The 23184-nt window shown below is 60.8% G+C and carries 22 protein-coding genes and 1 tRNA gene; 13 read left to right on the top strand and 10 right to left on the bottom strand.

All coding sequences use genetic code 11. The annotated features are described in order from the left end of the window. Positions 1-84 precede the first annotated feature (84 nt). Entirely contained in the window at positions 85-1101 is a 1017-nt protein-coding gene (locus tag SIN04_RS08455) for a phytanoyl-CoA dioxygenase family protein (RefSeq protein ID WP_134488300.1), read from the bottom strand. A gap of 235 nt (positions 1102-1336) precedes the next feature. Here SIN04_RS08455 and SIN04_RS08450 point away from each other — a divergent pair. After that, positions 1337-1412, top strand: a tRNA-Lys gene (locus SIN04_RS08450). A 422-nt stretch (positions 1413-1834) separates the two neighbouring features. On the opposite strand, the gene SIN04_RS08445 is transcribed toward SIN04_RS08450, so the two are convergent. Beyond that, a complete protein-coding gene (locus SIN04_RS08445) occupies positions 1835-3220 on the bottom strand; it encodes a hypothetical protein (RefSeq protein WP_134488298.1) in 1386 nt (461 codons plus the stop codon). A gap of 294 nt (positions 3221-3514) precedes the next feature. On the opposite strand from SIN04_RS08445, the gene SIN04_RS08440 reads away from it, so the two are divergent. Beyond that, positions 3515-4252 (top strand): carbonic anhydrase, encoded by a 738-nt coding sequence (locus SIN04_RS08440; RefSeq protein ID WP_244605731.1) that lies wholly within the window; start codon positions 3515-3517, stop codon positions 4250-4252. A gap of 183 nt (positions 4253-4435) precedes the next feature. Here the strand turns inward: SIN04_RS08440 and SIN04_RS08435 are convergent, their stop codons facing one another. The 5 genes from SIN04_RS08435 to SIN04_RS08415 form a co-directional block, all read right to left on the bottom strand. After that, positions 4436-5422 carry an aldo/keto reductase gene (locus SIN04_RS08435; protein WP_134488294.1) on the bottom strand — a complete coding sequence of 329 codons (987 nt, stop codon included), beginning with the start codon at positions 5420-5422 and terminating at the stop codon, positions 4436-4438. A gap of 199 nt (positions 5423-5621) precedes the next feature. After that, a complete protein-coding gene (locus SIN04_RS08430; RefSeq protein ID WP_134488292.1) occupies positions 5622-6806 on the bottom strand; it encodes a glycosyltransferase in 1185 nt (394 codons plus the stop codon). A gap of 310 nt (positions 6807-7116) precedes the next feature. Continuing rightward, entirely contained in the window at positions 7117-7455 is a 339-nt protein-coding gene (locus tag SIN04_RS08425; RefSeq protein ID WP_134488290.1) for a hypothetical protein, read from the bottom strand. A 48-nt stretch (positions 7456-7503) separates the two neighbouring features. Further along, complete coding sequence (locus SIN04_RS08420) at positions 7504-8499, bottom strand: bifunctional riboflavin kinase/FAD synthetase (protein WP_244605730.1); 996 nt, start codon at positions 8497-8499, stop codon at positions 7504-7506. A 153-nt stretch (positions 8500-8652) separates the two neighbouring features. After that, on the bottom strand, positions 8653-9570 hold the full coding sequence (locus SIN04_RS08415) for a TIGR01459 family HAD-type hydrolase (protein ID WP_341264368.1): 918 nt from the start codon (positions 9568-9570) through the stop codon (positions 8653-8655). 408 nt (positions 9571-9978) lie between these two features. Here SIN04_RS08415 and SIN04_RS08410 point away from each other — a divergent pair, with 408 nt between their 5' ends. The 6 genes from SIN04_RS08410 to SIN04_RS08385 all read left to right on the top strand — a co-directional run bounded on the left by SIN04_RS08410 (position 9979) and on the right by SIN04_RS08385 (position 16256). Beyond that, complete coding sequence (locus SIN04_RS08410) at positions 9979-10683, top strand: hypothetical protein (RefSeq protein ID WP_134488286.1); 705 nt, start codon at positions 9979-9981, stop codon at positions 10681-10683. Positions 10684-10838: 155 nt separating this feature from the next. Beyond that, entirely contained in the window at positions 10839-11483 is a 645-nt protein-coding gene (gene mobA / locus SIN04_RS08405; RefSeq protein ID WP_134488284.1) for a molybdenum cofactor guanylyltransferase MobA, read from the top strand. A gap of 87 nt (positions 11484-11570) precedes the next feature. Further along, positions 11571-11903 carry a rhodanese-like domain-containing protein gene (locus SIN04_RS08400; RefSeq protein ID WP_134488282.1) on the top strand — a complete coding sequence of 111 codons (333 nt, stop codon included), beginning with the start codon at positions 11571-11573 and terminating at the stop codon, positions 11901-11903. 515 nt (positions 11904-12418) lie between these two features. Next, on the top strand, positions 12419-12760 hold the full coding sequence (locus tag SIN04_RS08395) for a septal ring lytic transglycosylase RlpA family protein (RefSeq protein WP_341264367.1): 342 nt from the start codon (positions 12419-12421) through the stop codon (positions 12758-12760). A gap of 232 nt (positions 12761-12992) precedes the next feature. After that, positions 12993-14756, top strand: a complete 1764-nt coding sequence (gene rpsA, locus SIN04_RS08390; protein WP_134488280.1) for a 30S ribosomal protein S1 — start codon at positions 12993-12995, stop codon at positions 14754-14756. A 201-nt stretch (positions 14757-14957) separates the two neighbouring features. Continuing rightward, positions 14958-16256, top strand: a complete 1299-nt coding sequence (locus SIN04_RS08385; RefSeq protein ID WP_134488278.1) for an Hsp70 family protein — start codon at positions 14958-14960, stop codon at positions 16254-16256. A 4-nt stretch (positions 16257-16260) separates the two neighbouring features. Here SIN04_RS08385 and SIN04_RS08380 read toward each other — a convergent pair whose 3' ends face one another. Together SIN04_RS08380 and SIN04_RS08375 are read right to left on the bottom strand one after the other, a co-directional pair. Further along, a complete protein-coding gene (locus SIN04_RS08380) occupies positions 16261-16497 on the bottom strand; it encodes a hypothetical protein (protein ID WP_134488276.1) in 237 nt (78 codons plus the stop codon). 105 nt (positions 16498-16602) lie between these two features. Further along, positions 16603-17487, bottom strand: a complete 885-nt coding sequence (locus SIN04_RS08375; protein WP_134488274.1) for an alpha/beta hydrolase — start codon at positions 17485-17487, stop codon at positions 16603-16605. A gap of 396 nt (positions 17488-17883) precedes the next feature. Between SIN04_RS08375 and rsfS the strand changes: the two genes are divergently transcribed. Both rsfS and rlmH read left to right on the top strand, forming a co-directional pair. Further along, positions 17884-18198: a ribosome silencing factor gene (gene rsfS / locus SIN04_RS08370; RefSeq protein ID WP_341264366.1), complete on the top strand. Its 315-nt coding sequence runs from the start codon at positions 17884-17886 to the stop codon at positions 18196-18198. Positions 18199-18211: 13 nt separating this feature from the next. After that, positions 18212-18694: a 23S rRNA (pseudouridine(1915)-N(3))-methyltransferase RlmH gene (rlmH, locus tag SIN04_RS08365; RefSeq protein ID WP_134488270.1), complete on the top strand. Its 483-nt coding sequence runs from the start codon at positions 18212-18214 to the stop codon at positions 18692-18694. A 45-nt stretch (positions 18695-18739) separates the two neighbouring features. On the opposite strand, the gene SIN04_RS08360 is transcribed toward rlmH, so the two are convergent. Further along, positions 18740-19327 carry a hydrolase gene (locus SIN04_RS08360; RefSeq protein WP_341264365.1) on the bottom strand — a complete coding sequence of 196 codons (588 nt, stop codon included), beginning with the start codon at positions 19325-19327 and terminating at the stop codon, positions 18740-18742. 109 nt (positions 19328-19436) lie between these two features. On the opposite strand from SIN04_RS08360, the gene SIN04_RS08355 reads away from it, so the two are divergent. From SIN04_RS08355 to SIN04_RS08345, 3 genes are all read left to right on the top strand, one after another. Beyond that, a complete protein-coding gene (locus SIN04_RS08355) occupies positions 19437-20078 on the top strand; it encodes a TetR/AcrR family transcriptional regulator (RefSeq protein ID WP_134488268.1) in 642 nt (213 codons plus the stop codon). A gap of 73 nt (positions 20079-20151) precedes the next feature. After that, entirely contained in the window at positions 20152-21540 is a 1389-nt protein-coding gene (locus SIN04_RS08350; RefSeq protein WP_341264364.1) for a murein hydrolase activator EnvC family protein, read from the top strand. Next, positions 21537-22880, top strand: coding sequence for a S41 family peptidase (locus SIN04_RS08345; RefSeq protein ID WP_134492366.1), 1344 nt, complete (start codon positions 21537-21539; stop codon positions 22878-22880). The genes SIN04_RS08350 and SIN04_RS08345 overlap by 4 nt, the downstream gene beginning before the upstream one ends. Positions 22881-23184 lie beyond the last annotated feature (304 nt).

The following is a 23184-nucleotide window of genomic DNA, read 5'->3' as shown; positions in this document are numbered from 1 at the left end:
TCGAGTGATGGGGCATGATGTCGGCGGAACTTTGCATTTTCCGCCAATGTCATTTCGCTCGCTTTGCTCGCGTTCCAACGGCTTTTACCGGGTGAGCGTCTTTATCGCTAATTTCTTGAGCGCCAGAATTGGTTTGGGGAATCTGCTTTCAGCCGCGAGAATCGCTCTATTCTTAAGAGAGACTTGGTCTTTTGGGTGATTTACATTCATCCCGTTGATTTTCTTCAAATGCATCGGCTTGATAATTGACTGGAATTGCAGAAGCCGATGCGATTGAGGAATGTAGTGGCTTGTGAATGATCGCCTCGAAAATGCGGGTTGCGTCGTTTCGAGGCTCCCATGGATGGTCTTCGCGTTCCACAAAAGCACGTCGCCCTTTCCCATAAATGGCGCGCGACACTCAAATCGACGCTCTTCGATGAAGCGCCGCACGGTTTCTTTGTAACGGCTGTGGTTGAACGCGATGTCGTAATGGCGGCCGTTCTTGACGATGTCGGAGACGTGCGACCGTGGATAGATGAAAAAGCGCCCGGCGCCCGGCCTGATGTCCTCTAGGGCGATCCATGCGCCGACCATTGCGCCGATCTTTTCCGAATCAAGATAATAGCTGTCTTGATGCGCCCAAGTCGCCAGATTGCCTTCGAAATACATGGATTGAGCCATCTTGGCAGGCTCGCCGTAGAACGTCCGCAGGATGGCCTGCAGCTTCGTCGACGTCACAATATCTGACCCCAACTTGCGAAATTGCGGGAAAGAGACGGGGTCGATGCTCTGAATGTTCTGGATGGCGTTCAGCATGAATCCGCTTTTGTCGAAGACATGACGCTCGGGATTCGACGTTTGCTGGCGATAGATGAAATTGTTTGAAGGCTTGACTTCTTTCTCAAAGGCCTCGTTCGCAAGATCACAGGCTTGCGGATCAATCAGACCGCGAATGACTACATATCCTTCCGCCTCATAGTAAGAGCGAATGTCTGTTGCATCAGGCGCGAAATAAGGTGAATCGTCGATCAGCCCCACCGGCGTAGTCATCGTCTGGCCTAGTGGATCTTTGATCTCGTACCGGTTTTGTGCTTCACCGGAAGGAGCTTGCTTCTTCATGGCGGTTCCAGATCTTCCGGAGGCATTTCTTTTGCTTTGGTTTTCTATCAATGAAATGGAGAGGAGTTTTTCCCCGCACCCACAAGCTTAAGAAATGTGGCAGGGCGCGAAAGACCCAAACAGGGCTTTTTGATCCAGTCGACAATGACGCTGGACAGTCCGGATGACATTTGCTAGATGCGGTGACCGCTTGGCTTTGGAGGCTCCCGCTTTCAAAGGAGCAAATCGGTTTGATGGGCGCATAGCTCAGTTGGTAGAGCAGCTGACTCTTAATCAGCGGGTCCACAGTTCGAGCCTGTGTGCGCCCACCATCAAATCAAAGACTTCGGTAAAGCCAGTCCGTGCGGCCAAACGCTATCCTGTTTATGTATCAATCGGACAACAGCCGCGGCGTTTCCGGCAGCCTCGCCCAGGCGGCTTTCACTTAAATGATCACGGCCGCCATGCGCCGTCCAACGCAGCGGGGACAGTCGGCTCGGCGCGCCCGACCACGGCAGGCTCTCGACGACAATGTCGGAGCATAGGAGCGCCTCTTGCTGGATTGCCGCATCAGCTTGCCGACGCCGCAATCGGGACGCCGGAGCTTCCCGGCGTCTATCCATTCTTTGGCAAGGCGCCTGCGCTGCTTCACGCGCACGGAAGCGAACGGAAAGATCACCGGCGTCTTGTCAATGCCGGACAGCCCCAAGAGGTTGCTCGAAGCCCCTTGTTCCGCCGATCGTTGCGAGGCCGTTCATGGCGCCCGCGCGCCGCACAGCGTCCCGTTGATTTGACATTGCGGCGTGATCTGTAGCCTTTCCTGCTTTGCGTTCAGCTTCGCAATTTCCACTTGCGTCTCTGCGTCGATGTCAACGCCCGCGTTCGAACAACCACAGACCTGGCTGGCGCAACAGCTGCACCCGTCGGCCAGCTCGAGAGCCAGAATCGCCTCGATCCCGCTCTGTTCCGCAAGGTTGCCACACGCGTTCTTCAACAGGTTGGCTTTTTTCAGCGGATTTGGCGGCGGTTGTGTTGTTTGCCCAATTCCGAGGGTCGTGCACAGCGCGGCGTCGCAACTATAGGCGACCTGGACGCCCTTCGAAGTTGGCGTGCTTGTGCCCTGGCGAATGCTGTTCTTGTAGCTTTCGCATACCTGCTTGCAAAGCGCGCTTCCCCTTGAGACGGGATAGCTGGTCGTAGGAGAGTAGAGCGGGCAACCCTTGCCGCCCGCCATGTCCGGCAGGCAGCCGGTTGCCGGAGGACTGACGGGGGTGGGGTTGGCCTTGGGATCGTGGGCGGCTGACCACACATATTGTGGTTGCGCCGGTGCGTTGGGTGCGTGACTGGCCTTTGGCGTCAACGCGTTTGCGTCGCACGGCTCCCCAACTTGCCCGAGTTCGAACGGCCCATCGTACACGGGACACTTGCATTGGACGAGTTCTTCGCCCGCGCTATCGAACTTTCCGGTATGATAGCAGGGGGCCGTCATGCATCCCGCATATTTCCCGGCGGAGCATTTCGTTGATCCGCTGGGGTAGTCTCCGCTCTTGACCGGCGAAAACACCGAGATGAGCTCTGCGGTGGGGATGACCGCATTATGATTGGCCGCCTTACAAGCCGGAGCTTTGTTCCAGGCCGTGTTCGCGACGATCGGCTGGCGCGGATTGCAATTTGCGCCGCCGTGACCGCAGACGGCGATTGTGCTCAAATAAAGATCAAGATTTAGGATGCCATTAATATCGATGAAATAGGGCACGTAAGGCGGATATTCTTCGGTGGTCAGTCCATAGCATGTGCAGTCCGCTGTTTTGCCGTCGGCGGACAGCGTGCAGGGCAATGGTGGATTGTAGGATGCGCCGCTTGTGGGTACGGGAGTGCCGATCGCCGGACCTGAATAGTAGCACAATGCATAGGAGAACGTCCGCCCGACCGGCGGTTTGCAGGCTAAGAAATTTTCCGTTTTAAGCAGAATATCCGCGTAAGCGGGGCCAAAAGGTGTTGTATAAACGTCGTTGAAGCGGAAAGACTGCGCGGATACGCCAGCGATGCTTACGCAAGCTATTACGGCAAGAAGAAACAATAAACAGAGCGGGCGATACAGCCACGGAAATAGATCGAGAGTCCGACCGTCAGTCTGCATCGCTTCACCCCACCGCAATGGCTTATCGCTAGTCGCTCTTGATATATATGTCAAAAAGATAGATCATATTTATCATCCGATTTCTCCGGTCGGTGAACGGTTCGTTGCATAGGGTCATGCATCGCCGCCTGGGCGTGGCGATCCGCCGATGACGGAGACGCCGCGGCGATGTCGTTCAACGGGGCGCCTCGCGCCGGATTGTGTTGAGCCGTCTTGCCTTTCCAAAAATCGTCGATACCATTCCTCGAACACAGCTTTGACCGTTTCGAGTCGATTTCGATGGAGCCGCCAGCCGTGACCCTTCTCCATCCCTTACAAAATGCGTCAAAACCGTTCTGCGGCTGCGCCGCCTGCGCGCCGCTCCAGCCGCGCCGGCGGTTCCTCAAGGAGTCGATCGCCGCTATGGCGCTGGCGGCTGGCGGCATGAGCCTGTTGTCTTGCCGGCCGGCGGCGGCGCAGACGACGCTGCGGCCGGACGAGGCTCTGAAGGAGCTGATGGACGGCAACGCCCGTTTCGTCGCGGGCGAGCTGACCTCCTTCGATGACGATCTCCACATCCTCAAGAGCAATACGATCGACAAGCAGGAGCCGTTCGCTGCTGTGTTATCCTGCGCCGATTCCCGGGCGCCGGTGGAGTTGCTGTTCGACCAGAGCATCGGTCATGTTTTCGTCGCCCGGGTCGCGGGCAATATCTGTACGCCGGAGATCATCGCGAGCCTTGAATATGGCGCCGGCGTATTGGGGACGAAGGCGATCGTCGTGCTTGGCCATTCGGACTGCGGCGCGGTGAAAGCGACGGCCGCGGGCAAGGCTGTTCCCGGCCAGATCAGCGCCCTTTATGCCCCGATTCGTCCGGCAGTGGATCGCGCAGGCTCCGACCTCGAAGCCGCCATCAAGGCGAATGCGCAAATCCAGGCGGGTTTATTGCGAACCGCCTCACCCTTGATCGCCGGTCTCATCAAGGACAATAATGTCAAAGTCGTCGCCGCCTATTATAATCTCGCCGACGGCAAGGTTTCGCTGCTGCCGTAAGCGGCGACAGGGCATGATGCGGGAAACAGGAACGCGACCCAGAGTCGTCCGCTCTCACACCTAGAGGATATTCCGATCAGATCGGTTCGATCTGATCGACAAGAATATGCTCAAGCTTTTGAATCTGGAGCGATTTCTGATCGATCGAATGACTCCATTCGATCGGAGAGCGCTCTCGGCGGCTTAAAAGTGGGGCGGCATCTTGGCGGCCGGCGAAGCGAGAACGGTCTTGTTGACGAACTCCACGACATCCGTGCGCGGCGCCCGCGAAGCCCTCGCACAGTTCAGTTCGATGTGCGCCGGCTGAGACATGGCGACGACAACGACGCCCTTCGGATTATTGCCGAAAGCATAATCGATCAGAATTTCGCTTGCCATGAATGGCGGACCGTAGGCGAGTTGGGACGCAAGCGAGGCGAGACGGCCGCCATCGCCGACCAGCAAATGGGACAGGCGCTCATAGGCTCCGCCGCCAAAGGCGCTCTGAAGAACAAAAAACGCCTCCGCGGCGCTCGGCGGCGTCGAACGAACGCGCTCGACCGTCCGGTGAAAAGGATTGCTGCGGAACTGAACGATCGCGAAGATCGGATGCGCGCGCGCCGCCTCGATCGCGTCGGGATCGCCGATGATCGACAGGCATCGGACATAGCCCTTGTCGACGACATGCTGGAGCGCCGCGAGGATCGCCGGATTTCCGCAGTCCTCAGGCGTCGGATCCTGCAGCGCGAGCACATCGATATAGTCGGTTTGCAGGCGCCGCAGACTTTCGACGACGGAGGGTTCGATCGACTCCGCGCGCAGCGGCTCTCGCTGCCTAATTAATTTCATCCTGCCGAAGGCGAGTGCGGATATTCCAGGAAAGGCGTTTAAGGCGCTTCGCTTAATGGCGCCGATGAAGTGCATGACCGGCGACAACGAGGGGCGGGCAACGCCGATACGGGTCGATACAACAGCCCGGTCGCGGCGCCCCGACAGAAAATGCCCAAGGATCGTCTCTGCCTCGCCATCACCATGGGGAGGCGCGACGTCGAACCAGTTGACGCCGCGCTCGAAAGCGTAATCAAGCACACGCCGCGATTGCGCCTCCGACATGCGCGATCCAAGCGAGGCGCAGCCAAAACCCAATACGGAAACATCTCGACCGAGGCCTGGACAGACGACGGTTCTCATGTGCGGCTTCCCCCCTTAAAGGGTCGCAACCAATTTTCTAAAGGTCGGACAAAGCCCCGCTACGTGTCAATCCCGATTACGATTGAGCTTCGTCCCGCGCGCTGCTCTTTTGGAGGCCGGGACAAGGCTTGCATAGAAAGCAATATTGCGCCGCCGGGGCCGGTTTAAGGGCGTCGAAGCTGAAATATCAAGAGGCGGCTCAGGACGTGCGAAACGCCTCGATCAGCTGGGGCGCCATTGTCGCGATATCGAACTTATCGACATAGGCGTTCCGCGCTCTCGCGCTCATCTCCTGCTTTTCCTGGGCCGAGAGGCTTACGAACTGATCGAGGAGACGGGTAATTCCATTCAGATCGTCGTTTTCGATGAAGCCCGCGTGATATTCGGCCACTTCCCGCCAAGTCGCCACACGAAAGGTGGTCAGAACGGGCTTGCGGCAGGCGAGAGCTTCCGCGACGACAATGCCGAAGTTTTCCTGATGCGAGGGCAGAACAAAGGCCTCCGCGGCGTGGAAGGCGCCCCATTTCAAATCGCCCTTCAGCATGCCCGGCCAATGGATGCGGCTCGCGACGCCCAGTCTCGCCGCCGTCTCCCGTAATTTAGCGACCGAGCCGACTGAATCGGGTCCGGCTATGACAAGATCGAGATCGGGATCCTTCGCCGCGATTTTGGCGAAGGCCTCGACAAGCAGATCACAGCCCTTCTTGGGATGAATCCGGCTGAGGAACAGAATGTATCTGCGATCGGCGACGCCCGGACAGGCGGCGCGGAACATCTTGACCTGGGCCTCCGCATCGCCGGGCGCGTCCACGATGCCGTAAGGCACGACCCGGCTCTTGGCGCGATAGGGCCAGAAGGATTTGGGCGCAAGCGCCCGTTCTTCCTCTGAGACGAACATCACGGCTGTGGCGTTGTTGACGAGACGGCCTTCGCTGACCCACCACAGAAGCTGCTTGAACAGCGCCTTCAGCGGCGAAACCCTGTTGAAATAGGGATCGAGCATCCCGTGCGTATAGACGAAATAGCGAGCGCCCGTTTCTGCGAGCGCTCCCCGCGCGGCAAATGACGTGAAATTCCACAGCCCGTTGATGATAATTGCGTCATAGCGCTTGATGTTTTCTTTCAGCCAGGGCGAAAACTCCGGGCTGTAACCATGCCGCAGCCAGGGGATTTTCTTCCGCCAGGACTGATATTTTGGAGTGCTGACGCCCATTGGATAGACAGGCACCGGACAGGATTTGACCCAGGGATCATCGGGCATGTCGAGAGATAATATTTCGCGATCGCATCCCTGCTGTCTCAGGATCGGGGCGGAGGTGAAAATGCCCTCGATCGGACCGCCGGAGACCGGATTTACGGACGGTATGATGTGCAATATGATCATAGAGTACTATCCGTTTGCCGGATTGAATTGGATGAGGCTGTCCGGCAGTCTGGCCGCAAACAGATTTCGCGGCCGCGCCTGATTACAAACACCCCGATGAGTTTGTACACGAACTCCCGGTTTGAAGCAATGCCTGCAGCCTTCTACGTTGGCGGCAAAGTCTTCTCCGGCGAGTATATAGGGGGCAGGCATCGAAAGCCGACAGAATGATGACCCTGAGGCGTCACAGTCATGATCATGCATAAGCCAATATGCACATGATACTTGCCTTAAGATTGAACTATTACTTCTTGCGGATTGTGCCTGATCCTCAAAGTAAGTCGAAATCTGTTTCGTCGAGTAAAGCCTTCACTGAAAGGGAGATCGACAGCCCTCCTGGAAATGGCCGCCAGGCTCTTTTGATGGATTTAGCAGGCTGGTCGCCTGCCGCCGCCTTCGAACTCCCAAAGTGCGCTACGCAAGTTTCATGCATATTCCAGTGTTGGGCTTTGTTAGGCCGCGTCGCTACTTTCGACATTTCGCCGGACACGCAAAGAAAATACTTTTTCAAAGCTTCTCGCCGGATGACGAAATTAGGTCCAATTGCGAGACCCGTCTGATTCATCGGGTATGCCGCATCGTGGGCCGCCTTGAGTTTGACGATTTCCACCGGCCCTTCGGCGGGCGGCCTGAAAAAGGGAACACGCCGGAGGGCGTTTCAGCCCTTTGCAATATCAACTCGAAGCATCTGTTTGGCCTGCTCGGCATCCGCCGCGATCTGCGCCTTCAGCGCGTCGAGGGAGGAAAACTTCTCCTCCGGCCTGATCCAGCCAATGAAAGACACTTCGATCGTCTTGCCGTAAAGATCTTCGGAAAAATCGAACAGATAGGCCTCGAGCAGCGGTGAGCCATTGTCGACGGTCGGGCGGCGGCCGAAGCTTGCGACTCCGCTGTAGAGCGCATCGTCAACCTCGACGCGAACGGCATAGATGCCGTGGCGCAGGCGGCAGCTTGGCTCGGGCAAAAGATTGGCGGTGGGGAAGCCGAGCGCGCGGCCGAGCTTTTGACCGTGCAGGACCTCGCCCATGATGGAAAAGGGATGCCCGAGCAAATGGGCCGCATGTTCGACGTCGCCAGCCTCGAGCGCCGCTCTGGTCGCCGTCGAAGAGGCCGCCTCGTCGGCCTCGCTCCCGACGGCGCTGACGCGCTCGACGATCTCGACGAGGAAGCCGTGGCGTTCCCCGGATTGTTTCAGAAAAACCGGCGTGCCTTTGCGCCCCGCGCCAAAATGGAAATCATAACCAGCGACCACCGCGCGCACGCCAAGGCGGCGCAGCAATATCTCGGCGATGAATTGTTCGGCGGTGAGACTCGCCAAAGCGGCGTCGAAGGTGATGACGATCATCCCGTCTATGCCAAGCCGCTCCAGCGATTTTGCCTTCGCCTGCATCGGGGCGAGGCGGAATATGGTCTTTTCGCCGCGAAAGAAATCGGTCGGATGGGGCTCGAAGGTCAGCACGGCGCAAGGACGGCCAAGTTTCTGCGCCAGCGCCTCGGCCCGTCGGATGACCGCGACATGGCCGCGATGGACGCCATCGAAATTGCCGATGGCGACGACGGCCCCTTCAAGCCCCGGCGGCGGCGCGGCGGGGTCGGTGGCGAGAACGAAATTTTTGGAGGGGCGGGGATCGGCCAATGAGTCAGACCACCTCAATGCGCTTGGGCTCCCGCGCGCCTGCGCCGGGGGGACGGCCGCGCTCAACCCGAAACTGCGACATATGCGTCAAAGGCGCGCCGCTCCAAAGAGGCGCGAACCTGCCGCGAGCGCCAGTCTTCGTCAAGTTCTTGAGCGCTTTCACCTTCGCTCCTACCAAATGAGTCTCGTGATCGCGGCGGTTGGGCGCAGGCCCGCCGCTTCGACGAACTGGCGTAGCGCCGCGACGTCGAGTTCGTCGACTTCCTCGGCGCGGCGGTGCACTTCATCGCGGTGCAATTCGTCGCGGTGCAATTCGTCGCGGTGAATGCCTGATGTGACAAGGAGGCTGTCGAAACCCTGCTCGGCGGCGCCGCGAATGTCCGTGCGCATGGCGTCGCCGATGGCGAGCACGCGCGATCGCCTGACCTTGCCGCCTCTCGCAGCGTTGGCGAGATCGAGCGCCCGCTCGTAGATCGGAGCAAAGGGTTTGCCGGCCTGGATGACCTTGCCGCCAAGGCGCTGATAGCGATCGGCGATCGCCCCCGCGCAATAGGACAAAACGCCGTCGACCTCGACCACGAGATCCGGATTTGCGCAAAGAAAATCGAGGCCGCGCTCGAAGATGCGTTTCAGCCTTGCGTCATAATCCTGCGGCGTCTCGCGCCAGAAATCGATGAAGCCGGTGCAAAGGACGAAATCGGCGCTTTCTATCGGCGCCTGGCGCGGCGCCTCGCCGCGCAATGCGGCGACCTCCTCGAAGAGACCTGTTTCCTCCGCCGCGCCAATATGGAACAGGCTCTGGCCCGCGCGCTCCATGAGAAGCGAAACAGTCACGTCGCCGGATGATACGATGGCGTCGTATGCTTCACCGCGGCCGCCGAGCTCGGCGAATTGCGCGGCGACGATGCGGCTGGGCGCCGGCGAGTTCGTGATCAGAACGACCGCCCCGCCTTTAGCGCGAAAGCGCGACAGCGCCTCCGTTGCGGCGTCGAACGCGACGGCGCCATTGTGAACGACGCCCCAGACATCGCTCAAAACGACGTCGTAGCCTTCCGCGAGTTCGCTCAAGCCGGCGATCAGTCGAGGCAAATCCAATCATCCTTTGCGGGCTTCGAGCGCCCGGCCATAACGTATGATCTCACGGGGGGCCGAATGCCGCTTCGCGTCAAATTGTTGCATCGGGCTAGGCTCGTCCGCCCGGACAGTCAAGCTTGTGGCGCACAGCCTTGAGCGCCACAAGATAAGCAATTGTTCAGCATCTGCTCGATTAAGCCAAAGCCTGCGCTTAAACTGTAGCCTGACATTTGTTGATATGTTTTATTGCATAGTCGCCTGCGTACCCGGGTGTTCCTTGCGTAAATCGCGTATCAGCGGCGTGACGTTCAACGCGCGCCTGTCCTTGGCCTTGTGAGCGTGGGCTTGCCCTTTGCGCGCGCTTTGGCCGTTTGGCTCCTTGTCATTCTGGCGGCCGGCGGCGCGTCGGCGGGAGCCTGGCTAATGCCGCCAGGGGAGGGGCAGATTATTGCCGGCGCGGCTTTTTCAGGCTCGAGCCGCGCCTTCGATTCGCACGGCCATCTGATCCCCGTGCCGTCCTACGACAAATTTGAACTTGGGGCCTATATCGAATATGGCGTCATCGATTGGCTGACCTTGGTGGCCTCGCCCGCCTATGACCGGATCCGCCAGCCCGCGCCCGCCCTTTCTTACAATGGCGCTGGAGAAAGCGCGATTGGCGGCAGAATAGGGCTTTATCAATCGGATGGGCTCGTTGCCTCGCTGCAGGCCGTCTTGCTCACCCCCGGCGCGTCCTTCAATAGCGCCATCGAGCCACGCCGCGCGGGTTCGATCGACCTGCGTGGAATGATTGGCTCGAACTTTACGATCGGGTCCGCCCCGGCCTTCGTCAGCGCCGAAGGGGGCTATCGGTTCTTTGCGCAATCCCAGCCGGGCGAATGGCGTCTCGACCTCACTTTTGGCGTGCGCCCAATCGAGAAAGTGCTTGTCTTATTGCAAAATTTTGGCGCTCTCCAGACCGGGGCGAGCGCCGCTTTTCCGAGATCCTTGTGGGACAAGCTGCAGACAAGCCTCGTCTACGATTTTACCCCGTCTATTTCGGGCCAGATTGGCGCATTCTTTACGGTAGCGGGCGTCAATACGGGGCGCGAGCTTGGTCCGCTCGCTGCGCTCTGGTATCGCTTCTGAACCGCGGCGCCGTTTTCCCGATCGTCCGGATCGACTTGGTCCAATATAGCCGTCTAACTCTCATATAGAATATGAGAGTTAGACCGTAAATGCCGGAACTAAAGCGAATGATTGCGTATGAATCTTCACTCCAAGCTGCCTAACGAGCTTGCCAAATGACTGAGCGCTGCTTCGGGATACTGCTCGCTGGCGGGCGCGCCGAGCGCATGGGCGGAGGCGACAAGCCGCTGCGGCGGGTTGGCGGGGCGTCCATTCTGGAGCGCGTCATCGCGGCGATGGCGCCGCAATGTGATGGCCTTGTTCTGAACGCCAATGGCGATCCCCGCCGATTCGCGGCCTATGAGCTTCCCATCGTCGCCGATGATGCGCCCGGCTTCAAAGGACCGCTCGCCGGCATTCTCGCCGGCCTCGACTGGATCGCGGCGAACCGTCCCGATGTCGCTCTCGCCGTCAGCGCGCCAACCGACACGCCCTTCCTGCCTCTCGATCTTGTGAGACGGCTCAAGGTCGCGCGGAGCGATGCAAAGGCGGATCTTGCCTGCGCGCGTTCGGGAGGGACGGCGCACCCTGTCGTCGCGCTCTGGCCCGTCGCGATCCGGGAGGATCTGCGCCATGCGCTCATCGAGGAGGATGTGCGCAAGATTGATCGTTTCACGCAACGCTACAGCCTTGCCTATGCCGATTGGGCGGCGGCGCCTGTGGATCCCTTCTTCAATGCGAATGAGCCGGCGGACCTCGCCGCCGCCGAGGCGATCGCGGCGGCGGCCGAACAGGAAAATTCTCCTCTTCCCGGCAAATAAAATGGAATTTATAAGCCGTCCGTAACAGGACAACTATCATGTCTTTACAGAATAGACGCGGGCGCGACAGGCGCGGAAGGGTTCGTCATGGTGCTGACGCCAGGCAAGGTTGAAAATATAGACATCGAGGAATTGAAACTCGGATTGGCCGACGGCTCCATTCTGCTCGTCGATGTCCGCGAACCGAACGAATTCGTCGCCGGCCACATTCCAGGCGCAACGCTAAATCCGCTGCAAAGTTTTGATGCGTCGAGGCTTCCGGATGTGCCGGGCAAGCGCGTCGTGCTGTCCTGCCGTTCCGGCAAGCGCTCGCTGACCGCCCTCGACCTCGCCCGTCTGTTCGGCCGCGGCGACGTTTGCGCCCATTATCCGGGCGGCTTTCAGGAATGGTCCCAGCGCGGTGAAAAGGTCGAGATCTGAGAGCTCGATGGCTCGAGCTATTCCTCTTCCGGGAAAAAATCTTCGTCGATCAGGATCACGCGCTGCATGAGATGCTGGACGTAATCGGCCTCGGCTTTCCTGAAACTTGTGCGCGATCTTGGCGCCATCAAGATGGTGGCGGCGCAAATGAAATTTGGAACTCGGCGACTTTATTAAGACGAGGCCGTTCCGGCGACGGCGAGGGTCAAGCGCCTTCAATGCGCTGATTGCCCCGAACTTTATCTGGCCGAAATCGCGCCGCGATCCTGTCCAAAGTCCCAAATCCGTCTCTTCTCAACTGCTGCGAGCATAATGTCGTCCGAAAGCGGGCCTCCGCTTTTTGGCGTCATGCTCCAGGGCGCCATGATTCGACCTCTCAAACCCGGAAAAAGCTTAACGAGGCCAAAAAAACATCGTTGTGTGGCCACAATCGAAATATATCTGCCCGGCATCGATCATAATTAAGGGTAGATGCATTGAGATGTATACGTATAATCGCATTAATGGCTCCGTGTATGTTGCAATTGACGACCTGTATTGCTAGCGCAAATGATGAGTATCTTATTACAGCATCATATTATTCATCAGGCGCTGTGACGGCGTCGGGGGAACGCTTCGATCAGGATGGTTTTACTGCCGCGAGCAGAACTCTGCCATTTGGCACGCGGCTTCAGGTCACCAATCCCGCGACTGGCCGTTCAGTGATCGTGCGCATCAACGATCGCGGCCCGTTCGTCCGCGGGCGCGGCCTTGACCTCGCGAAGGGGGCGGCGGAAGCTCTTGGGATGATCTCGGCCGGCGTTGCAACTTTGAAGATTGCCCGCCTGACCAGCGAGGAAGCCTCCAATTCGCCATGACCCCAGGCGCTCGATTCGGCGCGCGCCGAACGATTGCCGCCGCGCGCCCCTTGCCGCGGGGCCTGCGGCTTGCTAGATAGGCCGCTTAACCTGCTTTTTACCGCCGTCTCGGCGCCGGCCCGCTTTCGAGCGGTGGTCCTTAGCTCTTGAAGCAAAGGATGCCGGCGGCAAAAAGCGCAACCAACCCTAAAACCACCGGCGCTGCCCGAGATTCGGGCATCCAGGAGACCACATGGCATCAACTTCCACCTACGCGCCCTCGCGCGAGGATTTCGCGGCGCTTCTCGACGAAAGCTATGGCCAGAACGAGGCTTTCGAAGGCTCCGTCATCAAGGGCATCGTCGTTGCGATTGAAAAAGACGTCGCCGTCGTCGACCTCGGTCTGAAGACCGAAGGACGCGTCGCCCTCAAGGAATTTCAAGGCCCCGGCCGCGAAGGCCCGCCCAAAGTCGGCGATGAAGTCGAGGTCTATCTCGAGCGCATCGAAAACGCGCTCGGCGAAGCCGTCATCTCGCGCGACAAGGCCCGCCGCGAAGAGAGCTGGGTCAAGCTCGAAAAGGCTTTCGAGAAGCAGGAAAAGGTCGAAGGCATCATCTTCAACCAGGTCAAGGGCGGCTTTACCGTCGATCTCGACGGCGCCGTCGCCTTCCTGCCGCGCAGCCAGGTGGATATCCGCCCAATCCGCGACGTCACCCCGTTGATGCAGGTGCCGCAGCCCTTCCAGATTCTCAAAATGGATCGCCGCCGCGGCAATATCGTCGTCTCGCGCCGCACCGTTCTCGAAGAATCCCGCGCCGAGCAGCGCCATGAGATCGTCGCCAACCTCGAAGAAGGTCAGGTGATCGAGGGCATGGTGAAGAACATCACCGATTACGGCGCCTTCGTCGATCTCGGCGGCATCGACGGCCTTCTGCATGTCACCGACATCGCCTGGCGGCGCGTCAACCATCCGACCGAGGTGTTGACCATCGGGCAGACGGTTCGCGTCAAGATCATCAAGATCAACCACGAGACCCACCGCATTTCGCTCGGCATGAAGCAGTTGCTCGAGGATCCGTGGCAGGGCATCGAGGCGAAATATCCGGTCAACGCGCGCTTCCAGGGACGCGTCACCAACATCACCGACTACGGCGCCTTCGTCGAGCTCGAGCCCGGCATCGAAGGCTTGATCCACGTCTCGGAAATGTCCTGGACAAAGAAGAACGTGCATCCCGGCAAGATCGTCGCGACGAGCCAGGAAGTCGACGTGCAGGTGCTCGAAGTCGATCCGGTCAAGCGCCGCATCTCGCTCGGCCTCAAGCAGACGCTGGCGAACCCGTGGGAATCCTTCGCGGAAAAATTCCCGATCGGCTCCGAAGTCGAGGGCGAGGTCAAGAACAAGACCGAATTTGGTCTGTTCATCGGGCTCGACGGCGATGTCGACGGCATGGTCCATCTCTCCGATCTCGACTGGAAGAAGCCCGGCGAACAGGCGATCGAGGACTACAAGAAGGGCGATATCGTCAAGGCCAAGGTGCTTGACGTCGATATCGAGAAGGAGCGCATTTCGCTCGGTGTAAAGCAGCTCGCCTCCGATCCGTTCGCCGCCAAGCCGAGCGAAGGCGCGGCCGGCAAGACGGGCGAAGACGCCTCCGATCTCAAGAAGGGATCGGTCGTCACCTGCGAAGTGCTTGATGTCAAGGATGGCGGCATCGACGTCAAAATCGTCGGCAGCGACTTCACCGCCTTCGTCAAGCGCAATGAACTCGCGCGTGACCGCGCCGACCAGCGGCCGGAGCGTTTCGCGGTCGGCGAGAAGGTCGACGCCCGCATCACGCTGTTCGACCGCCGCGCCCGCAAGGTCTCGGTGTCGATCAAGGCGCTCGAAGTCGCCGAGGAGAAGGAGGCCATTGCGCAATATGGCTCCGCCGACTCCGGCGCTTCGCTCGGCGACATTCTCGGCGCGGCGCTGCGCGCCCGCGAAGAGACGCCGAAGAAGAAGTCGTCCGACGAATAATCTTTAAGAGGGCAGCTTCAAGCATACTCCGATCAGATTGGTTCAATCTGATCGGTGAGGAATATACTGAAGCTTCTGAAGCGGGAGCGGTTTCTCAGGTCAAATGGCTCCATTTGATCGGAAAGCGCTCTCCCCGCCCACGCATAGCAAGCCCGTGCGAAACATTTTCGCGCGGGCTTTTTTTCGCCGAGAGGGTTTTTGATGTCAGGCGCGAATATCGGTCCGCTTGTTGGTATTGGCGTCGACTTCGGCACGACGAACAGCGTCGTCGCGCTCGCTTTCGAGAGCGGTCATGTCGAGAGCCTCACCTGGCCATCGGCTTTCGGGGCGACGGACACTTTCCGCACGGCGCTGATGTTCTGGCGCGAGGGGCGCAAAATCGCTCACGCGGCGGGGCCAAGCGCCATCGCGCGCGCCATTGCCCAGGAAGGTGAGCAGCGCTTCATTCAGTCGATCAAGACCTACCTTGCGAGCCGCCTCTTCAGCGAGACGCGGCTTTACGGCGAGCGTTTCACCATCGAGCGGCTGATCGCGGTGTTCCTCACCGCTCTTTTCGACAATGACGGATTGCGCGGCGCCGGCGGTTTTTCGGCGCGGCCGGCGGTGATCTCAGGGCGCCCGGTGGTTTTCGCGGGCGAAACGCCGGACGAAGCGCTGGCTGTCTCGCGGCTGCGGACGGCCTATGATCTCGCTGGCGTCACGGGCGTCGAACTCGCCTTCGAGCCGCTTGGCGCCGCCTATTGGTATGCGCGAAAGCTCGACCGTGAGGAGACCGTCCTCGTCGCCGATTTCGGCGGCGGCACCAGCGATTTTTCGGTGCTTCGCTTCGCTCGCCAAAATGACGGATTGACGGCGAAGCCGTTGGCGCATAGCGGCGTCGGCGTCGCCGGCGACACCTTCGATTATCGCATCATCGATCATGTCGTGGCTCCAAAGCTCGGCAAGGACACGTTTTATCGCTCTTTCGAAAAGAGGCTGCCGATCCCGGCCTATTTCCACGCCGCCTTCGCGCAATGGCATCAATTGTCCTGGCTGAAGACGACGCAGACGCTCGGCGAATTGCGCAAGCTGATCCAGAGCGCGGAAGAGCCCCGCAGGCTTGAGGATCTGCTGATCCTCATCGAACATGATCTTGGTTTCGAGCTTTATCGCGCCGTTGGCGACCTCAAGGCGAAATTATCAGCTCACGACGAAGCGCGTTTCCTGTTTGCCCGCGAGGGGATCGAGATCGAGGCTGACGTGAGCCGAAAAGATTTCGAGGGCTGGATCGCGGAGGATCTGGAAAAGATCAGCGCGGCGATGGACGAGGCCATCGCCGCGGCCGGGTTGACCGCCGCCGGCATAGATGCGGTGTTCTTGACCGGGGGCACATCCTTCGTGCCGGCGGTGCGCGCGCTGTTCACGCGGCGCTTCGGCGGGAAACGCGTGCATATCGGCGACGCGTTCCAGTCGGTCGCGTCGGGGCTCGCTTTGATCGCGGCCGATCGGGCGGGGGGCTGACGGTTTAGCGCCAGCGGCAGACGCGGCGTCCTCTATGCCACCAGCACACTCTGCGGCGGGGGCGGCGGTGAACGACGACGACGGTTTTTTCGATGAGGTTTTCTGTGGGAGCGTCGAGCTCCTTGCCCATCATGAGCGGCGCGGCTTCCGCGAGCCCTGGCGTCAGGGCCAGTCCAAAGGCGGCGACGGCGGCGCCTCCCAGCAGCGTCCCGAGCATCGCGCGGCGATCCATGGCTGTCATGTGCTTCCTCCCAGAAAAACATCGGTCTAACGCAGTGAAACTAACGTCGGCGCCAGTGAAGTCCAGCCCCGCATCGCTCGGGGCGGCTACTCAGGCTTTTACGCCTCATCCCATCCTCCCGCGCGCCCAATCCCCGATCCGCGCAATCGCCTCATCGGCCTCTGGAAATAATCCGGCCCAGATCGGATAGACATGCTGCATCCCGGCTGCGACGATCGCCGTGGCCTCGCCGCCCGCCATTCCCGCTTTCCGCACAAGGAATATCGTGTCATCGAGCAAGACTTCGTCGCCGCCGACGAGGCAGAGGATCGGCGGCAGGCCCGATAGATCGGCGGACAGGGGCGAGGCGAGCGGGTGGCGCGGATCGGCGCCGCCGAGATACCAGCCGGCCATCTCCAACAGGCTTTCGCGCGTGCAGGTGATGTCGGCCGAGGCGCGGCTGGCGAAACTCTCGGCCTCGCAGGCAAGGTCCGTCCAGGGGGAAATCAGGGCGATCCCGGCGCAGGCGGGCAGGCCGGCGTCGCGCGCGGCGACGATGGTGGCGAGGGCCAGTCCGCCGCCCGCCGAATCGCCGGCGACGATCGTCCTTGCGGGGTCCGCACCCTCAGCCAGCAGCCACTGATAGGCGCGCAGCGAATCCTCGACAGCGGCGGGGAAGGGATGCTCCGGCCCGACGCGATAATGCGGGACCAGCGCGCGCGCTTCGCAGGCGAGCGCCAGATGTCCGACCGTCTTGCGCCGCGACTTTGGCGAGCCGAGCACATAGCCGCCGCCGTAAAGATAGAGGATCGCGGCGCCCTCGCGCGCCTCCGGCGGCTCGGCCCAAAGGCCGCCAACCTCGGGCGCCGGGGAGAAAGCGACGCCGCGCGGCTCCGCCGTCATGCTCTCCGCGCGCTCGCCGGCGCGACGGCGCATGTCGAGCGGCAGTTCGAACTGCTTTGGGCTATTGGCGATAAAGGTCCAGAACTGCTGCGCCTGGCCGCTGATCACGCGGCGGCTCCGCACAAAAAATGCAAAATGAAGGCGGCGATCATGGAAAGCCCTCGATGCTCCGGCGACGTGCGAATCGCCGCGACGAGGCGGCGCGGATTCTCTTTGGCGCCAAACCGGGCCGGCGTGAAGGCTATCGGGCGAACAGGGCTTAACGGCGCAAAGGCTTCAGCATAGCGGGGACAAAATAATGCCATTTGCAAAAACAGGGAATCTACGCCATGTTTTCCGTACGTTCGGCGGTCATCATCTCTTCAACTCTTCCGGCCGGCGCTTTTTTATTTTTAAGAGGATCGCACCCTGATACCCACGATTTCTGGCGGAACGGCGCCTCAGCCGATTCATCAACTTCCCGGTCTTTCTGGATCTGAGGCCGGGACCCTCGTGCGGACTATCTTGACGGCTCTCGATGACTTAAAGGCCGAGGACGTCGTCTCAATCGACCTGCACGGCAAAACCACCCTCGCCGACGTCATGATTATCGCGACTGGCCGCTCCAACGTTCATGTCGGAGCGATCGCCGAACGCGTCATCAAGGCGTTCAAGGACGTCCAGGCGGCGCCCCGCGCCGAAGGATTGCAGGCGGGCGACTGGGTTCTGATCGATGGAAGCGACGTCATCGTCCACATCTTCAGGCCCGAGGTGCGCCAGTTCTACAATCTCGAAAAGATGTGGGGCGTTGGGCGTCCCGGCGAGTTGCGCGCCGGCTGACCGCGCTTAAGAGGTGCGCCTCGTCCTGTTTTGCGTCGGCCGCTCCAAGGCCGGCGCCGAGAGGGAGTTGGCGCTGCGCTACATCGAGCGCGCGAACGCCGCTGGCCGGGCGATAGGCTTCGCAGGCGTAGAGCTGCGCGAACTCGATGAGAGCCGTGCGCGCAGGCCAAATGATCGGAAAGCCGACGAGGCGAAGGCGATTCTCGGCGCTCTGCCGCCGGGAGCGGAGCTTATTGCGCTCGACGAAGGCGGAAAACTGCTGCCGAGCCGGGAGTTTGCTTCGCATCTCGGCAAGCGCCGCGATCAGGGCGCGCCCGCTTTGGCGCTGGTCATCGGCGGCGCGGACGGCCTTGGCGCGGATGTCCGCGCGGCGGCCTCCCTCACCCTCTCCTTTGGTCCGATGACCTTTCCCCATCAATTGGTGAAGATCATGGCGGCCGAGCAGATCTACCGGGCGATGACGATTCTCGCGGGCCACCCTTATCATCGCGATTAGAGACGGCGCCGAAAAGCTACGGATTTTTCGCATCCACATCGTGCGTCAGGCGAGTTCGCCGCTGGCGCCGGCGAAAGTGATGTCCCGGCTTTGAGCCACCCGGGCGATGCGCGGAAAGATATGCCGGATCGCCATATCGTGCAGTTCCGCCGATATGCCGGCGCAGGCGTCTTCCACGAGGACGACCTCATAGCCATGCTCCCAGGCCTGGCGCGCCGTCGATTCGACGCCAAAGTTGGTCGCAACCCCTCCGAGCACAATCGTCCGGACGCCGCGCCGCCGCAGTTGGAGATCGAGCTCGGTGCCGTAGAAGGCTCCCCATTGCCGCTTGATGATGACAATGTCGGTTGGTTGAGCGAGCCCTTCCGCGAGCGTGCTCCAGTCAGCAGGCAATCCGCCTTCCGGACGCGCCATCGGCTGATCGACGCGCGGCGGCGGCCTGTCGGCAAAGTCTTCAGCAAATGCGACGCGCAGCAGAATCACCGGCGCGCCAGCTGCCCGGAAACGGCCGGCGAGAGATTTGCCCGTGGCGAGCGTCGTCGTTCCGGAACGCGGCTCAAGAGGCATTCCGACAATGCCGTTTTGCAGGTCGATCAGAACGAGAGCGGCGGCGCGGAGATCAAAATCGGGCATTTGACGTCTTTCTTCGAGGCGGCGGCTCCCGGCGGCGCGGAGCGCGCAAGGTGACGGCCGCGCAATGCGATGATATGCGAGGATGAATTCGTAAAACGGATAGTTGAGGATGTGCTCGCAAAAGTCAACGGCCGCAATGGCGCTCGAACCAAAGCGGTCGCGCGGCAAATTGCGCGTGGCCGCGATCATGGACGCCGGCGCCGCCGTATTTACCGAGAAGGGCTATGACGGCGCCACGATGAGCGAGATCGCGGCGCGGTCGAATACCGCCATCGGCTCGCTTTACCGCTTCTTTCCGACCAAGGATGTGCTCGCCGACGCGATCCTCAGCCGCTACTGGGCGCTTCTCAAAGAATCACTCGACGGCATCGTCGAGCGGGCGCCGAAGCTCTCGCCGGATGCGATCGCGGACGCCCTCGTCGACCTCATGCTCGACCTGCGATCCGATCGGTCCGCCGCGGTCGCGCTTGTCGATGCGCGCAGCGAGGCCGCCGACAAGCGCTCGACGGTGCGCAACAGCATACGCGAACGGCTCGCGACGCTGCTTGTCGCCGCCACAACAACCTTGCCGGGGGCCGAGGCCGAGCGCATGGCGGCGGTGCTTCTCCACCTTTTGAAAATCGCGCCGGTGGTCGCCGAGGAAGAAGCCGGGGCCGGGCAGGAGGCGCTCATCGCAGAGGCGCGCGAACTCGTCCGGCTTTATGTCGGCCGGGCGTTCAGCAAGGCGGCGGCGCTCTCGCGCGATGCCTGAACACCGCGATGTTGCAGGATCCGCCGCGCTTCGGCCATGTTCCACCTTGAGTGTAGCCGGCTTGAGAGCGACAGTGATTCATCGAATTTTGCCTGACCGCGGCGGCTTGGGCGCGAAGAGAGCGGCATCGCTGGCGCTCGTGGTCAGCCTTTTGTCTTTTTCGCCGCGGGCCCTCGCGCAAGCCCCGCCGCAAGACCCGCCGCCCCAAACGCAAAAATCCGACAGCGCCGATGCGTTGAGCGGGCGCCGGCTCGAACTGCGCGGCATGCAGGACACGATCGAGGCCTCGCAGGAGCAACGCGCCAAAATCGAAGCGGAGGTCGCCTCGATCCGCACCGATCGGGCGAAGCTTTCAACGGCGCTGGTCGATCTCGTGCAAACAATCGACGGCCGCGAGCGCAAGATCAGCGAGGCGGAAGCAAGACTTGATACGCTGACCGGAAGCGAGGAGGCGATCCGGCGCTCGCTCGCCAGCCGTCGCCAGGTCATCGCCGAGATTCTGGCGGCCCTGCAGCGGATGGGACGCAAGCCGCCGCCGGCTCTGCTCGTCGCTCCAGAGGACATGCTGGCGGCGATCAGAACGTCAATGATGCTGGGTTCGGTGCTTCCCGAGATGCGCGCCGAGACTGAAGCGCTCGCCTCCGACCTCTCGGATTTGTTACAATTGCGCCGTTCGATCGCCACTGAGCGCGATTCACTTGCCGGCGACGTCGAGAAACTCGGCGTCGATCGGCAGCGTCTCGCCGCTCTGATCGACGCCCGCCAATCCGCGCTGGCGGCGGCGGAAGAGGCGCTGGGCGCGGAAAATGCGCGCGCGGCTGAGCTTGCCAAACAGGCTGCAAGCCTTAAAGATCTGATTGCCAGAATGGAGACCGAGAATGCCGCCGCCGCCCGCGGGGCGGAGGCTGCGCGCAAGTCTGACGAAGCGCAGAAGGCGGCGCAGGCGGCGGCGCCGGAAGCGCAGCGCAAGCTGGCGATGGCGCCGTTCAAGGATCCTGCGCGGCTCGCCCCGGCGAGCGCTTTCGCGGATACGAAGGGGTTGCTGCCGCTGCCCGTAGCGGGTTCGCTTCAGCGCGGCTTTGGCGCGCCGGACGGCTTTGGCGGCGCTGAGAAGGGCATGTTGATTGCAACGCGCCCGCAGGCGGTTGTCGCCTCGCCCTGCGATGGTTGGGCAGCCTATGCTGGGCCTTATCGCACCTATGGACAACTCTTGATCATCAATGCGGGGCAGGGTTACTATATTATTCTTGCAGGGATGGATCGGATCAACGTAAACGTAGGGCAGTTCATTTTGGCTGGGGAGCCGGTCGCGGTGATGGGCGACGGATCGGCGAAGACGGCTGCGGCTATAGCTATCGGGGCGGCGCAGCCTATCCTTTATATCGAGTTTCGGAAAGACGGGGCGGCGATCGATCCGGGCCCATGGTGGGCGAAGCCGGAATTGCAAAAGGTTCGCGGATGATGCGGAAGGTTTCACTGGTCATGCTTGGCGCCGTTCTTGGCGCCTCGGTTGTTACGCTCGGTACGCAGACGAGAGTGTTTTCGGATGGCATGGCGCGTGCGGCCGCGTCCGATACCTATCGAAATCTCAATCTCTTCGGCGATGTCTTCGAAAAAATCCGTTCCGATTATGTCGAAAAGCCGGACGAGCAGAAGCTCGTCGAGGCCGCGATCAACGGCATGCTGAGTTCTCTCGATCCGCATTCGAGCTATATGGACGCGAAAAGCTTCCGCGACATGCAGGTGCAGACGCGGGGTGAGTTCGGCGGTCTCGGCATCGAGGTGACTCAGGAAGACGGCCTCATCAAGGTTGTGACCCCGATTGACGATACGCCCGCCTCTCGCGGCGGCATCCTGTCGGGCGACATCATCTCCGCGATCGACGGGGAGAATGTGCAGGGTCTGACCCTCAACCAGGCCGTTGACAAAATGCGCGGCGCTCCGAACACGGCCGTGACCTTGAAAGTGCTGCGCGGGCCGAACAAAGATCCCCAGGACATCAAGCTGACGCGCGCCGTCATTCAGATCAAGTCGGTTCGCGAGCACCAGGTCGGCGATGATATCGGCTACATCCGGATCACCCAGTTCAACGAACAGACCGGCGACGGCGTCGTTGACGCCATCAAGAAATTCCAGACGGATATCCCGGCTGATAAGTTCAAGGGTTATATTCTCGATCTGCGCAATAACCCGGGCGGTCTCCTCGATCAGTCGATCGCGGTTTCCAACGCTTTCATCGATCGTGGCGAGATTGTTTCGACGCGCGGCCGCAACGCCGACGAGTCGATGCGCTATAACGCTCATCCCGGCGATCTTTCGAAAGGCAAGCCTCTGGTGGTGCTGATCAACGGCGGTTCGGCGTCGGCCTCCGAAATCGTCGCCGGCGCCCTCCAGGATCACAAGCGCGCGACGATCCTCGGCACGCGTTCTTTCGGCAAAGGTTCAGTGCAGACGATCATTCCGCTCGGCCAGAACAATGGCGCCGTGCGGTTGACGACGGCGCGGTATTACACGCCGTCCGGCCGCTCCATTCAGGCGAAGGGCATTGAGCCCGACGTCATCGTGCTGGAAGACGTTCCAGACGATCTGAAAGGCAAGGACGACACCAAGGGCGAGGCTTCGCTCAAGGGTCATCTGAAGAACGGCGATGATGAGAAGGGCGGATCTCAGGCTTATGTTCCGCCGAACGAAAAGGATGATAAGCAGCTCGCCGCCGCCGAAGACATTCTGCGCGGCGTGACGAAGACCTCGAGCAAGACGACGACGCAACCGGCCGATGAAGCCGAGAAAGTCCCGAATTAAGCCCGGCCGCGCGTTTGGCATGACTGGGAAAGCCGTGCGGTTCTGAAAAGCTCGGCGGCACGACAAAAAAGAAGCGGGATGGTTCAGTTTCGATCATCACGCCAGTACAAGAAGGAGCGCGATTTGCTGATGAAATCGCGCTCCGGACCATATGACGGGAGCGTTCAACATATTTGAAGCTGCCTGCGGCCGGGCTTTCGACTTCAAGCGTCGCGCCGTTAGACGCAGGCGCCCTAGCGCAGGTTAAGACCTCGCAACGAGCGGCTCAGGTTCGACGCGATCCCTCGGGCTTGATGAGAGGCGA

The sequence above is a fragment of the Methylocella tundrae genome (assembly GCF_038024855.1).
GTDB classification, from domain to species: domain Bacteria; phylum Pseudomonadota; class Alphaproteobacteria; order Rhizobiales; family Beijerinckiaceae; genus Methylocapsa; species Methylocapsa tundrae.
Note: the sequence above shows the minus strand (reverse complement) of the source record. Positions and strands in the feature narration are given on the sequence as shown.